This is a genomic window from Prochlorococcus sp. MIT2304 (assembly GCF_059772405.1).
Genome location: NZ_CM186286.1, coordinates 1,273,075 through 1,287,505, shown reverse-complemented (window position 1 = coordinate 1,287,505; position 14,431 = coordinate 1,273,075). Strand labels below are relative to the sequence as shown.

The 14,431-nt window shown below is 35.3% G+C and carries 11 protein-coding genes; 4 read left to right on the top strand and 7 right to left on the bottom strand.

Annotation, left to right across the window (positions count from 1 at the left end; all coding sequences use genetic code 11):
• The first annotated feature begins 27 nt into the window (after nucleotides 1-27).
• A complete protein-coding gene (gene purU, locus AC6EIY_RS07490; protein ID WP_498506316.1) occupies nucleotides 28-882 on the top strand; it encodes a formyltetrahydrofolate deformylase in 855 nt (284 codons plus the stop codon).
• Nucleotides 883-888: 6 nt separating this feature from the next.
• Nucleotides 889-2,184: an O-antigen ligase family protein gene (locus AC6EIY_RS07485; RefSeq protein ID WP_498506315.1), complete on the top strand. Its 1,296-nt coding sequence runs from the start codon at nucleotides 889-891 to the stop codon at nucleotides 2,182-2,184.
• A 6-nt stretch (nucleotides 2,185-2,190) separates the two neighbouring features.
• Here the strand turns inward: AC6EIY_RS07485 and AC6EIY_RS07480 are convergent, their stop codons facing one another.
• The gene (locus AC6EIY_RS07480; RefSeq protein ID WP_498506314.1) at nucleotides 2,191-3,549 is read right to left on the bottom strand and encodes a ClC family H(+)/Cl(-) exchange transporter; all 1,359 of its coding nucleotides are present in this window, start codon (nucleotides 3,547-3,549) and stop codon (nucleotides 2,191-2,193) included.
• 10 nt (nucleotides 3,550-3,559) lie between these two features.
• Entirely contained in the window at nucleotides 3,560-6,160 is a 2,601-nt protein-coding gene (gene acnB, locus AC6EIY_RS07475; protein WP_498506313.1) for a bifunctional aconitate hydratase 2/2-methylisocitrate dehydratase, read from the bottom strand.
• A 153-nt stretch (nucleotides 6,161-6,313) separates the two neighbouring features.
• Between acnB and AC6EIY_RS07470 the strand changes: the two genes are divergently transcribed.
• Nucleotides 6,314-7,384 (top strand): 3-deoxy-7-phosphoheptulonate synthase, encoded by a 1,071-nt coding sequence (locus AC6EIY_RS07470; RefSeq protein ID WP_498506312.1) that lies wholly within the window; start codon nucleotides 6,314-6,316, stop codon nucleotides 7,382-7,384.
• 9 nt (nucleotides 7,385-7,393) lie between these two features.
• Here AC6EIY_RS07470 and AC6EIY_RS07465 read toward each other — a convergent pair whose 3' ends face one another.
• The 4 genes from AC6EIY_RS07465 to AC6EIY_RS07450 all read right to left on the bottom strand — a co-directional run bounded on the left by AC6EIY_RS07465 (nucleotide 7,394) and on the right by AC6EIY_RS07450 (nucleotide 12,662).
• Entirely contained in the window at nucleotides 7,394-8,047 is a 654-nt protein-coding gene (locus AC6EIY_RS07465; RefSeq protein ID WP_498506311.1) for a diacylglycerol/polyprenol kinase family protein, read from the bottom strand.
• Nucleotides 8,048-8,050: 3 nt separating this feature from the next.
• Nucleotides 8,051-9,073 (bottom strand): RpoD/SigA family RNA polymerase sigma factor, encoded by a 1,023-nt coding sequence (locus AC6EIY_RS07460; RefSeq protein ID WP_498506310.1) that lies wholly within the window; start codon nucleotides 9,071-9,073, stop codon nucleotides 8,051-8,053.
• A gap of 154 nt (nucleotides 9,074-9,227) precedes the next feature.
• Nucleotides 9,228-11,357: a polyphosphate kinase 1 gene (ppk1, locus tag AC6EIY_RS07455; protein WP_498508186.1), complete on the bottom strand. Its 2,130-nt coding sequence runs from the start codon at nucleotides 11,355-11,357 to the stop codon at nucleotides 9,228-9,230.
• Between the two features lie 60 nt (nucleotides 11,358-11,417).
• Nucleotides 11,418-12,662, bottom strand: a complete 1,245-nt coding sequence (locus AC6EIY_RS07450; protein ID WP_498506309.1) for an MFS transporter — start codon at nucleotides 12,660-12,662, stop codon at nucleotides 11,418-11,420.
• Between the two features lie 109 nt (nucleotides 12,663-12,771).
• Here AC6EIY_RS07450 and AC6EIY_RS07445 point away from each other — a divergent pair, with 109 nt between their 5' ends.
• Nucleotides 12,772-13,203, top strand: a complete 432-nt coding sequence (locus AC6EIY_RS07445) for a GNAT family N-acetyltransferase (protein ID WP_498508184.1) — start codon at nucleotides 12,772-12,774, stop codon at nucleotides 13,201-13,203.
• A gap of 21 nt (nucleotides 13,204-13,224) precedes the next feature.
• On the opposite strand, the gene AC6EIY_RS07440 is transcribed toward AC6EIY_RS07445, so the two are convergent.
• Nucleotides 13,225-14,283, bottom strand: a complete 1,059-nt coding sequence (locus AC6EIY_RS07440) for an anthranilate phosphoribosyltransferase family protein (protein WP_498506308.1) — start codon at nucleotides 14,281-14,283, stop codon at nucleotides 13,225-13,227.
• Nucleotides 14,284-14,431 lie beyond the last annotated feature (148 nt).

Below are 14,431 nucleotides of genomic sequence, written 5' to 3'. Positions count from 1 at the left end.
AGAGAATAGTTTAAGGATATCGCTTTAGTGAGCATTAAAACAGTTATCTTGCAGTTCATTTGTCCTGATAGGCCTGGACTTGTAAGTGATTTGTCAACTTGGGTAGCAAGTAAAAATGGGAATATTAGACATGCTGATCACCATACAGATTCAGATGCAAAATTGTTTCTCAGTCGTATAGAGTGGGATTTAGAAGGATTTCTGCTTGATAAAAATGAAATAAATTCTGAAGTAATTTTGCTTGAGCAGAGACTGAATGGAAAAGCTGTATTGAGTTTCTCTGAAGATTTTCCCAATGTTGCAATATTTGTTAGTAAGCAGAGTCACTGTTTGGTTGATCTTTTATGGAGAGTTAAGGCAGGTGAATTATGTATGAATGTTCCTTTAGTTATCTCAAATCATTCGGATTTGGAGGAACTTTGCTCAAGTTTTTCAATTCCTTTTAAGCTTATAAAAGTAGATAAAAATAATAAAGCGGATTCAGAAACTAAGATTTTAGATTTATTAAATGAATATAAAATTGATTTAGGAGTTTTGGCTAAATACATGCAGATTTTAAGTAGTTCATTTTTAGAGAAGTTTCCCCATTTTATTAATATTCACCATTCTTTTCTTCCTGCTTTTAAAGGTGCTCAACCATATCATCAGGCGTGGGAAAGAGGAGTAAAATTAATTGGCGCAACAGCTCATTATGTTACTAAGGATCTAGATGCTGGTCCCATAATCGAACAGACTATATCTAATGTGAGTCATCGCGATGAAGTAACAGATTTAATAAGAAAGGGTAGAGATCTTGAGCGAGTTGCATTAGCAAGAGCTTTAAGATTACATTTAAGACGACAAGTGATTGTTTATAAAGGGAGAACTGCGGTTTTTACATGATTAATAATGGTGTTTTCTTTAATTAAAAAAAATAATTTTTCAGACAATATTGGCTGGAGTTGTTTTCAGTTAGGTGTTTTTTGCTTGCCTTCTAGTGCATTACTTTCTTATGTGTTTTTGCTTGTAGCTCTTTTTGATCAATCTCTAAAAAGAAGAGATTTCTATTGGAGGGAATATTGGAATTATCCGCTAGTGTTTGTGACTTTTTTGATGATAATTGGTTGTATTCGTTCTCCTACCGGTTGGCTAGCTTGGCTTGGTCTTTTTAATTGGTTGCCATTTTTTTGGTTTTTTTGGGGTTTTCAACCATATATGTTGACCCCTGAGAGAAGAATAAAATGCGCTTCCTGTCTTGTATGGGGAAGTCTACCTGTTTTGATAACTGGCTTTGGTCAGTTATGGTTTGGATGGGAGGGTCCTTGGCAGATTTTTGATGGTTTAATAATTTGGCATATATCTCCTGGAGGAGAGCCATTAGGACGATTGTCTGGATTGTTTGACTATGCAAATATCAATGCTGCATGGTTAGCGGGCGTATGGCCATTGTGCTTGGCTTCCGTTCTGCATCCTTTTATTTGTGGAAAAAACAGAATTATTCCCTGTGTACTTTTAGTTGCCTTTGTTTCGTCAATGATTTTAACTGATTCTCGAAATGCATGGGGAGCAATCGTTTTAGGTTTGCCATTGGTTTTTGGTTCAGCATCATGGGGTTGGTTAATCCCATTGATGCTCATTTGTGTTATTCCAGTGTTAATTGCGGTTTTACCTGTTTTTGATTTTGGAATTCAACAATTTGCAAGAAGTATCGTTCCTGATTCTATTTGGATGAGATTAAATGATATGCAGTTTGTTGACACTAGAACTTTTGAATCAACACGTGTTGGCCAATGGAAAGTTGCTCTTAATTTAATTTTTGAAAAGCCATGGTTAGGTTGGGGAGCAGCAGCTTTTTCAATTATTTATCCTCTGAGAACAGGTTTATTTCATGGCCACTCCCATAACTTGCCTTTAGAATTAGCAATAAGTCATGGTATTTTAGTCTCTTTTTTGATTAATATATTTGTTTTTAGCTTATTAATAATTTCGGGTTTTTATAGAATATTTGATAAATTAAATTCAAAAGAAAATATAATACTTGATCGAGCTTGGTGGACTTCTACTCTAATTCTTATTTGTTTTCATGCGACAGATATTCCATTATTTGATAGCAGAATAAATATCTTAGGTTGGATATTATTGATAGGCCTTAGATGTATGATCTATAATTCTAGAAACTGTAATATTTTATTAAAGAAAATTTGAAAAGTACTATATTGACTCTCTTTGTTCAATTGTAATCTGTCTTTCATAAATTGAATGCTCATTAAAAATTCTAGCAGTTAAAAAGCTAGCTATAGATGTAATTAATAGTGGCTTGAGTATTAAAAGATTTTTAGTTAATGCGAAAGCTAAAAACATTGCAGTTAAGGGAGTTCTTGAGCATCCAGCTACGAATCCGCCCATTCCAGCAAAAATAAAAGTTGTTGGCACATGGCCCGTTAATGTTTCTAATCCTATGCCGCTGGCCAATCCTATAGATCCTCCTAGGGTGAGCATTGGATAAAACAAACCACCTGGTGCCCCAGAGGCAGCTGCTAAACCAGAAGCAAAAAATAAAACTATAAATATGCTTATTGCAAGCGTAAAACTACTACTTTCATTAACAATAATTTTTTGTAATCCTTCGATATTATGAAAATTTTCTGGAAGTATTGAATACGTTGAGCCAAGTAAAAATCCAGATAAGCTCATTCTTTGAATAGTTTTATTTTTAAACCATTTGTTTCCTAGTACTTGCATTTTTAAAACATATTGGCAATACATTTCTGCTAGGAATCCAATTAAGATTCCTAAAAATATTAGGTATAAAAAATCTATCGGAAAGAATTTGATTACTGGTGTATAAGCTCTTTCTAATTGAAAACCTAAATTATTGATGAATCCACCAGCTCTTTGATCTAGTCCAATCGCCTGCAAAATATCAGCGCAACTGTCAGCCCAGAATGTTGTTATTACTACTAGTAATAGAACTACTGGTCTGGCTGAATTTAGAAGTTCCTCAATTGCATAGATGAACCCTCCAATAGGTGCACTAAAAATAGCAGCAATTCCAGCTCCTCCTCCCGCTGCAACTATGACTCTTCGAAATGAAATAGGGGCTTTTAGCCATTTGGCCATTTTCCAGGCGACAGATCCTCCCATTTGTACTGCTGGGCCTTCTGGTCCTAGTGGGAATCCACTGCCGATAGCAATTATTCCAGTAAATAGTTTTACGACACCAACTCTTAATCCCATAGGGACTGGCTTATGGCGAAGAAACGCAATGATGTGACTTACTCCTGCTCCTTTAGCTGCAGGAGCAAAATTTTGAATGATTGATCCAGAAATTAATCCTCCTAATCCTCCTAAAATTGGTAAAACTGTCCATCTAGGTAAATATCCAAGAAGATTTGATCGATAATTTTCTAACGCATGGATTCCAGTTTTAAATAATATTCCAGTTAATGCTGCTCCGAACCCTGTAAGAATTAGAGCAAGAATTACATTGAGCCATTTCTTCTGAAGAAGTTTTTTGATGCTTTGAGTTGATTTTTTTTGTATTAGATTTTGACTCTTACTTCTGATCATTTAACTCAATTTACTTTTGTAAAATAGAGGCTTCTTCTTCTTTTGTTATCACACGACCATCTTCGATAAAGTTTGGTATTTCATTAAAGTTTAAGTATCTGTATATTTCGTCAGTTAAAGGAGAAACTTTTTTGGAGGCTATCTCAAGATATTCATCTTTGCTGGGAATATGACCTAATAATGCGCAAACAGCAGCCAGTTCTGCACTTCCTAGAAATACTTGAGCTCCTTTTCCTAATCTGTTGTTGAAATTCCTTGTACTGGTTGAGAAAACAGTTGAATTATCTTCTACACGAGCTTGATTGCCCATACAAAGAGAACAACCAGGCATTTCCATCCTGCTTCCAGCTTTTTCAAAGATCTCGTAGTATCCCTCTTCTTTTAGAATTTCTTCGTCCATTCGTGTTGGCGGACATACCCATAATCGAGCTGATAACGTCCCTTCTCCTTCGAGAATTTTTGCAGCCGCTCGATAATGTCCAATATTGGTCATACACGAACCAATAAAAACTTCTTGAATAGGAGTCCCTGCGACTTTGCTTAAAAGTTTGACGTTATCAGGATCATTAGGACAAGCTAAAACAGGTTCTTTGAGTTCATTCAAGTCTATTTCAATGATTTCTGAGTATTGAGCATTAGAGTCGGCTGAAAGTAAATCTGGTTTTTTCAACCATTCTTCCATTTCTTTAATTCTTCTACTTATTGTTCTGGCGTCTTTATATCCTCGAGCAATCATATTTTTAAGTAAAACAATATTGCTTTTTAAATATTCACTGATTGTTGATTCAGAGAGTTGAATAGTACAGCCTGCACAAGATCTTTCTGCACTAGCATCCGTTAACTCAAAGGCTTGCTCTAATTTTAAGTTTGGTAGACCTTCAATTTCTAATATTTTTCCATTAAACACATTAACTTTGTTCTCTTTTGCGACAGTCAGAAGTCCTTTTTGGATAGCCATCCACGGAATAGCATTAACTACATCTCTTAAAGTGACCCCAGTTTTTAAAGACCCTTTAAAACGTACAAGAACTGACTCCGGCATATCTAAAGGCATGGAACCGATGGCTGCAGCAAATGCCACTACTCCTGAACCTCCTGGAAATGAGATTCCTAATGGGAACCTAGTATGACTATCGCCACCTGTCCCTACTGTGTCCGGCAAAAGCATTCTATTTAGCCAACTGTGAATGATTCCATCGCCAGGTTTTAATGCTATTCCTCCTCTTTCAGCAAAAAAATCAGGGAGTTCTTTTTGAGTTTTGATATCAACGGGTTTGGGATATGCAGCTGTATGACAGAAACTCTGCATAACTAAATCAGCAGAAAATCCCAAACAGGCTAATTCTTTCATTTCATCTCTAGTCATTGGACCAGTAGTATCTTGACTACCAACGGTTGTCATTATTGGCTCACAACTTGCACCAGGGAGAACGCCTTCTAAACCACAAGCTTTTCCAACCATTTTTTGAGCTTGTGTAAACCCATGCTTTGCTGCAGGTGGCTGACCAGGACGAATAAAAAGATTGGAGGGAGGAAGTTTTAATTTTGCTCTAACTTTGTCTGTTAAAGCTCGTCCAATCATTAAAGGAATTCGCCCACCTGCTCTGACTTCATCAGTAATAGTTTGTGGTTTTAAGTCAAATTTTGATAGAAGTTCTCCACTGTTTGTTTTATTTTCATTTCTTCTAACTTCGCCTTTGTAAGGAAAAATAGTAATGAGATCTCCTGTTTTGAGCTTGCTTACATCACATTCAATTGGAAGTGCACCTGAATCTTCTGCAGTATTAAAGAAAATAGGAGCAATTTTGCCTCCTATTACTACTCCACTTCCTCGTTTATTTGGTACGAAAGGTATGTCTTGTCCCGTATGCCAAAGGACAGAGTTTATTGCTGATTTTCTTGAGCTTCCTGTTCCAACTACATCTCCAACATAAGCAATATCATGTCCTTTCTTTTTTAATTCTTCAATAGTGTTTAAACCATTTGGATCTCGAGTTTCTAGCATCGCTAGAGCATGCAAAGGAATATCCGGTCTTGTTGTGGCATGAGTTGCTGGAGAGAGGTCGTCTGTATTTGTTTCTCCTTCAACTTTAAAGACTGTGACTGTTATTTCTTCAGCTAAAGGTTGTTTGTTTGTAAACCATTCTCCATTAGACCAACTATTTATAACTTTTTCTGCATAAATGTTATTTTTGGCTAATTCGAAAATGTCATTTAAGGCATCATAGACTAAAAGAGTATTACTCAATCCATTGCATGCTGAAGCTGCTAATTCTTTATTATTAGATTCTAGTATTTCAATTAATGCTGCTACATTATATCCGCCAATCATTGTACCCAAAAGCTCAGTTGCTTTTAAAGGACTGACTAATGGACTTTTAGATTCTTCTTGAGCAATTGAGCTCAGCCAAGTTGCTTTAACATAAGAGGCTTGATCAACTCCAGGAGGGATTCGATTGATAAGAAGATCCAATAAGAAGTTTTTATCGATTTCTTTGTCTGGCTTTTCTAATAACTCTGTTAAAGCTTGAGTCTGTTTTGCATCTAAAGGCAGCGGAGGGATCCCTAGTGCTTTTCTTTCTGCAACGTGTGATAAATAATTTTTTAGCATTGTTAAATCTCAATAAAGAATGTATTTGAGTGATAGCCTCTTGTTTCCATCGTTTACAACTGCATGTTTCTTGAATAATCATTCAGATAATGCAACTTATTACCCCCCTATGACTGATACTTCTCTAATCTTATATCTATGATCACGCTTTAAATGTCCACCTCATCATATTTTTCAATGGTGGATAGCACCTCTGACCTCAATGTGGTCGAGACTCGTCCATTAATGTCACCAGCATTACTTCATAGAGATTTGCCTTTGGATAAGGCAGCCTCTGAAATAGTTTCTACTACTCGCAAAAAGATACAATCAATTCTAAATGGTATTGATCCAAGAATTTTGGTGATTGTTGGACCATGTTCAGTTCATGATGTTGATGCGGCTATTGAATATGCAAATCGTTTAGCTCCATTGAGGGATAAATATAAGCAGAAGTTAGAAATTGTTATGCGTGTTTATTTTGAGAAACCTCGTACAACTGTTGGTTGGAAAGGACTTATTAATGATCCTCATCTTGATGATTCTTATGATATTAATACTGGATTGAGAAAAGCAAGAGGTTTATTGCTTGATTTAGCTAAAAAAGGAATGCCTGCAGCAACAGAATTACTCGATCCTGTTGTTCCTCAATACATTGCTGATTTAATCAGCTGGACTGCTATCGGAGCAAGAACGACGGAGAGTCAGACTCATCGTGAAATGGCATCTGGATTATCAATGCCAGTTGGTTATAAGAATGGTACCGATGGGACAGCAACAATAGCGATTAATGCAATGCAAGCGGCTTCAAAACCTCATCATTTTTTAGGAATTAATAATGATGGTCACGCTTCGATCGTGAGTACAACAGGCAATCCAGATGGCCATCTTGTTCTAAGAGGTGGTAAAAATGGAACTAATTATCATATTGAAGCAATTAATTTAATTGTAGAGGAATTGGTACAATCTAAGATGCCTGGAAGAGTGATGGTTGATTGTAGTCATGGCAACTCTAATAAAGATTTTCGTAGACAATCAGAAGTTTTACGTGATGTCGCCTCACAGTTAAAAGCTGGGTCAAAGAATGTAATGGGCGTAATGATTGAAAGTCATCTCGTTGAGGGTAATCAGAAATTAAATCCAGATTTGTCAAAACTTACTTATGGACAAAGTGTTACGGATGCATGCATAAACTTTTCTACAACTGAGGTTTTATTGGAGGAATTAGCTGAATCAGTCAATTAATTTGGTGTTTTATATTCCTATGAACCATATACCTATACAAGTTACCCCAATAGGAACAGTTAAATTATCAATACCCCAAGGACTTATTTGTTCTAAAAAAGTTGCTATTAGCGAAATGACTACTATTTCTATAGGCTGTATGCCTAAATTATTCAGTGAAGAAATAATTGATGTCGTCATAGCCACTACTGTTCCCATTGTTAATGTTCCAAGAATCGATTTTGTTTGACCAAGTATTGACCATTTTGGAGAGTTAATAGATCTACCAATTAAACCTGCTAATCCATCACCAAAAGCCATTGATAGTACTCCTATGGAAATAGAGGATGCATAGCGAGGCCAGAAAAGTAAAAGTAATAGAGTAATGCTGATACCATATGCAACTGTTCCAAAACTTTTTCTGTCGATATCCTCAATAGCTGGTAATAAACGATATTGGTAATTAACACCTAAGGCTATTGTGATTAATAATGCAGTTAGGAAAGCTATATTTTTTGGAATATCAAATAACCAGGCTAAGAGAATTACAGGTCCAGTTCCAATATGAATAATTTTTCTACTTAATTCTTCTTTTTTAGGAAAAAATCTTTTACATAAATATGCAATCAAGAAAAGTATAATTATCCATAATGCAATAACAAAAATAGCTATTTGAATAGGCAATGGTTATGCAGCGTTTTGACGAGTAGTCATTACTCTCAATTTTAAAATAGCTTTTGCTTCAAGTTGTCTTACACGCTCTCGAGACACATTGATTTGTCTTCCAATTTCAGCAAGAGTAAGTGGCTCTTCTCCATCAAGGCCAAAGCGAAGTCTCATTATTTTTTGCTCTCTTTCATTTAATTGAGATAACCATCCCCCAAGGTGTTCTTTTTGAATACTTCTATCCATCCCTTCCATTGGCTCATCAGAATTTGGGTCGGGAATTAATTCTCCTAAAGTACTTCGATCCTCTTCGCCTCTAGCATGAGCATCAAGAGACGCACATGGCGCGCTTTGCGACACAAGATCTTCTAAATCTTGAGGTTCGATTCCCATTGCGTTTGCTAGCTCTAGTCGATTTGGTTGCCTACCAAATCGATGAGATAATTCACGCGATATACGGCGCATTTTTGAAAGTTTTTCGCTGATATGTATTGGTAGTCGAATAGTTCTAGCACTGTTATCAATTGCACGAGTCATACCTTGTCTTATCCACCAGTATGCATAGGTTGAGAATTTATAACCCATTGCAGGATCAAATTTATCAACAGCTCTTTCTAATCCAATTGCACCTTCTTGAACTAAATCAAGTAACTCTAAACCTTGATTTTGATATTTTTTTGCAACACTTACAACGAGTCTCAGATTTGCAGCCATCATGCGATCTCTTGCCCTCTTACCCATTTTTATTTTGTGTTTTTGACGGGCAGTGCGTTGTTCAAGTGGAAGGTTCAACAAATCTTTCATTTGTTGAACATGATGAGCAAGTTCAATTTCTTCTGCAGGAGTCAGAAGAGGGACTCTTCCAATACTTGTGAGATAGAAACCTATTGCATCAGTTGCTAGACGATTACTTTGCCTCCTAGTACTTCGAGATTTTTGACTACTAACAGTTGATGTAGATAGTTTTTGATTTTTGCTTGCCGAATTAGAATTCTCTGATGAAACCTCAGAAACTTCTTTGGCAGATTCCAGCGGGATCCCCATCACCCTGGCCTCTTGAAATTAGATTTATTAAGAAGCTAGCACTTATAAGGAGAAGTTGACTAATTGAAACGAAAAATTTATGACTTTTTGCCTAATTAGGTATAAAGCGCATCGAAAAAATAGATTAAATGTTTTTCGAAAAGCTTTGAAATTTTTAATTTTCTTCTTTTTTGTATAGCTTAATAATTTTTTCTTGAATATATTTTTTCTTATCATTCAAAATTTGATTTTTGGCGTAGCTACCATCACTTTGCATATTCCAAGAGTCATTATTTGCTTCTAAATAAGAATCTAATAAATGTTTAATTTCTCTTTTAATTTTATTGTCTTCAATAGGTGTAACTGCTTCAACTCTTCGATCTAAATTTCGCCTCATCCAATCTGCACTGCCAATAAATACCTCTGCATCTCCATCGTTGTTAAACCAGAAGACTCTTGAATGTTCTAAAAACCTACCAATAATGCTTGTCACTGATATGTTTTCGCTTAACCCTTTTTTCTGGGGATATAGGCAACACATACCTCTAATGATAAGTTCAATCTTTACTCCTTCTTGAGATGCTATATATAGAAGTTTTATAATTTCTGGATCTACCAGGGAATTCATTTTCGCTATTATCCTGGCCGGTAAGCCATTTTTTGCATAATTTATTTCTCTTTTGATTAGTTTTTCTATTCCATTTCTAAGAGTTACCGGTGCGACTAATAATTTTCTGTAGGATTGTTGTTTAGCAAATCCAGTCAGATAATTAAATAGCTCAATAAGATCTTGACCAAGCTCAGGTTGACAAGACAGCAATCCAAAATCTGTGTATGTTTTAGAAGTTTTCGAATTATAATTACCAGTTCCAATATGAAAGTATGTTCGTAATCTGTTTTTTTCTTTTCTGATGATTAAAGCGATTTTTGTATGAGTTTTTAGTCCAATAACTCCATAGACGACATGAACGCCAGCTTGCTCTAATTGTTTTGCCCATTGGATATTATTATCCTCATCAAATCTTGCTTTTAGTTCAACGAGAGCCATGACTTGTTTCCCTTTCTCAGCAGCTCTTATTAGTGCATCAATAATTAAAGAGTCTTTAGAAATTCTATACAAAGTCATTTTGATTCCCATGACTTGCTTATCTTCCGCAGCTTGATTTATAAACTCTTCGACTGATGTCGAGAAAAGATTGTATGGGTGATGAACTAGTAAATCATTACGGCGAATGATAGAGAATATACTTTTAAAATTACTTTTATTTCTAGTATCTAATTCTTCTTGTTCTCGCAACTGACTATGCTTGAGTGAATTATGAGTGATGCCTTGATGTTCTTTAAATTTTAATTTTGGAAGATTGAAAGTTGTTAATTCTATTAATTCATCTAATGCTAAGAACCCCTCAATTTGATATAAATTTTCTTTGTCAATATTCATCCCTTCTTGTAAAAGCTCAAGAATTACTGATGGCGTATTTGTGGAGACTTCTAGCCTTACCACCTCACCTCCTTTGCGGCGCTTGCGTAGACCTTCTTCTAACGCGCTCATTAAATCATCAGCTTCAATGTCGCGCAGCTCTAAATCTGCGTCTCTAGTAACACGAAAGAACGAATATTCTTTAACACCCATTCCAGGGAAAAGCATGGATAGGTTATTTGCAATGATTTCTTCAATGGCAATTCCTGTGTATTTTGTTGATTCATTCTCATGAAGTTCAATTGGAATACTTATAAATCTAGAAATACTCTCCCTAGGAATTTTTATACGCGTAAATTGTTCTTTATCTGATTCACTATCGACGATAATTGCAGCTAAATTTAAACTAAGATTACTTATAAATGGGAATGGATGAGAAGGGTCAACTGCTAAAGGAGTTAATATAGGAAAAATTGCAGTTGTAAAATAATTATCTATCCAAACTTTTTGCCTTTCGTTTAATTCATTATATTCAAGTATAAATATATCATTTTTTTTAAAATCTTTTTTTATATATTGTCTGGTTTTATCTTGCTGTGTCTTTAAAATAGGATCTAAATAACTACGAATTTCAATAAGTTGTTCTTCAGGAGATTTTCCGTCTTGGCTTCTTTTTGAGATCCCACCTTCTACTTGTGATTTTAATGAAGCGACTCTAACCATGAAAAACTCATCTAAATTATTACTGAATATTGAACTGAATTTAATTTTTTCTAGTAATGGCGTTTCTTCTTTTATAGCAAGTTCTAAAACACGTTTATTGAAATCAATCCAACTCAGTTCACGATTTATATAATTTTCATTATTGATTTTTAGAGTAGTCATATCTTCAACAAATTTATTCAATTTTTAATTATTATTTTAATATCTTGATCATCTATAAGTCTAGGAAATTGCTTGTTTTTGTGTAAGACTTTTTCCTGAGATTAAAAACATAACAATTAATAGAAGCAAAATAGTACCAAAGAATGGACTTCTCGGTCCAAAAAGATCATATGAGCGACCTGCTGCTATTGCTCCAAGAAAAGTTCCTAGACTTTGTAACCCTTGCAGATTCCCTAATACTGCTCCTTGACCTATAGAACTCAGTCTTCTCGAAATTAATGCTCTCAAACTAGGCGTTACTAGTCCAGTTCCCATTGCAAGTATTGCGACGCCACTGAATACAAGAGGAATTGATGTATCTGTATTTGCGAGAGTTAAAAGAATACATCCTGCCATTACAAATCCAATACCAGTAAAAGTTAATCTCGATTCCCCAAATCTTTTTACAAGAGGACCGATGAGTCCTCCTTGGACAATCATCGCGATAACTCCGACTACAATAAAAGCAGCACTACATAATTCAGGACTCCATCCAAATTTTTCTTTTAAATAGAGTACTAAAACAGCTGTAAAACCATTAAATGCCATAAAGAAGACAAAAAATGATAAGCAAAGTCTTCTAGCTAAGGGGTTTTTAAATACAATTAGTAGCTGACTAATTGGGTTCAAATCTCTTTTTCTTGGTAATAGATTTCTTTTATTTTTAGGCAGTGTTTCTGGTAAAAATAAAATTACAAAAATCAAATTAAATATTGCAAATCCGCTTGCGACCCATACCGGTAAAGTAACACTAAATTTAGCAAGGGCTGTTCCTAATCCTGGCCCAAGAATAAAACCCAAACCAAAGGCTACTCCAATTAAACCAAAGGTTTTTGCTCGATTTTCGGGGGTTGATATATCTGCAAGTATGGTAGTTGCAGTAGATGCAGTACCTCCACTTATGCCATCAATTATTCTTGCCAAAAATAGTAAAGATAAAGGTAAAGTGGAGGCCCATAAAGGTAAATAATTATCCCAATCTAGACTCACGGTTATTGCAAATAAACATATGCCAATTACAGAACCTGATACACAAATGATCATGATAGGCTTACGTCCAAAACGATCACTCATCGCACCAATTAACGGGGCTGCAGCAAACTGAGATATTGCATAAGTTCCTGTTAGAAAACCAAGAGTTGTTGCGCTTGTGGTGAATTGTTCTAATAAAAAAGGTAAGAGAGGTAAAACAATAGTTTCACCTAATCGATCATCTAGAAGTGTTATGAAAGCTCCTAAAAGTGTGGGAATTTTTAGCCTTCTCAAAGCAAATAGCTCATAATTTATTCACCCTCTCATATTGTCAGTGAATTTGACATCTTTAAGTAGACACAGTCTAAATCGATATTTGCGACCTTGTGAGAGTTCCGATGAAATGGCTTTGAGAGAAGTTTATGAAGATGCTATTCGAACTTGTGATAAATCCTTATACAGCCAAAAACAGATTGATGCTTGGTCTTCCTTGGCTTATCTCCCTGGGATTTTAGATAAACCTCTTAAGGAAGGAGTTGGTTGGGTGAGTTGTGTTAATAAGACGATTGAAGCATTTGCTTTGAGATATCCAACTAATCGCTTAGCATTACTTTATTGCCGAGGGCGTTCGTCACGACAGGGTCACGCTACAGCTTTATTACATCAAATTGAAGAAGATACTCTCAAAGATAGACCTATAAATTTAAAAACAGAGGCAAGTTTATGTAGCTATAAATTGCTTTTACGTCATGGATGGACAATTACTGCTCCGGAGGAAATTCAAATAGGAGGTGTTCATTTTTTACGCTATTTAATGGCAAAAACTTTGTATTGAATTCCTTTTAAAAAAGTCTTCTTATGAATCAATATTTGCTTGTCTCCACTTGATTAATTTTTCTAGGTGCTCTAAAGCAAATCCTGAATTGATTACTTCCTTTGCTTTATTGATTCCAACTTTAATATCAGAACTTAAGCCAGCATAAAAAAAGTAAATACCAGCATTCCATTCTAGTGCTTTAATTAACGGGCCTTCTCCATTAAGAGCTTGGAAAGCAAATCTCTGCCAGTCTTCGATGTTGGTCCATTCAAGATCTTGTCCTGAATATTCAAAGTCTTTGGGATGATAAACCGCTCTAGTTCCATTTTGATTTTTATAATGACCAATTGTTGATGAACGACTTATTGAAAGATCGATCCCACCTTCAAGTCCTTTAACAGTAATTATGTTTTCTTCATCCATAAGCTCAAGTGTTTTCCAGTGCCTTTCTTCAGTTGGAGAATGAACATAGCCACTTATATGTAGATGCTTTCCTCGATGACATGTCCAGATTAATTCCATACTGGATAGCGGTGGTCGTTTACCTATTTGATCTCTATAAGGTATTAAACTTTCAGCTAGAGGAAAATGATCTGGCTGATGGATTAAAGCAAGTTCGTTATGGTTGAAAAAACTTTGTACTTGAGAAATTGATAGGCCAGTTAAATTTAATCCTAAGGCTTGAAAGAGTTCGTTATGAGTAACACCGTATTTCACAGGCATACGAGAACCACCATGCAAAATAACAGGCTGTTGTTGCGTTAGTAATAGTAGGGTTGTAAGAGGATATAGAGGTGCAGTTTTTTTTCGACCATCAAAAGGCATCCCAAAAAATATAGGTTGACGTTGATTACTGGGTGATTGAATTTTTGGCCCTAGTTCTATGTAGGCATCAATCATCCCGGCTAATTCTTCCGGGATAGGACGTCTAATTCTATGTGCAATCATGAAACCACCAATTTGTGCTGCACTTGCTTCTTCTTTCAGCATCAGTTTGATAGCTGCTTTAGTCTCTCCACGAGTTAGACTTTTTCCTGTAAATTGCCCACTCCCTATTTTTCTTAAATAAGTTTTAAATTCTTCGTATTTATATGACATTCGTGTGTTTGCTTTGAAAGTTTAGTTTTGTATGCAAGTTCGTTGCGTTGAGTATTTTTTTATTTTATCTAAATCTAAAACAAGATTATCGCTTTGATTGATCGGTCTCAATTGGTCTCAATTTTTTTTAGTATTATTTTCCATTTTT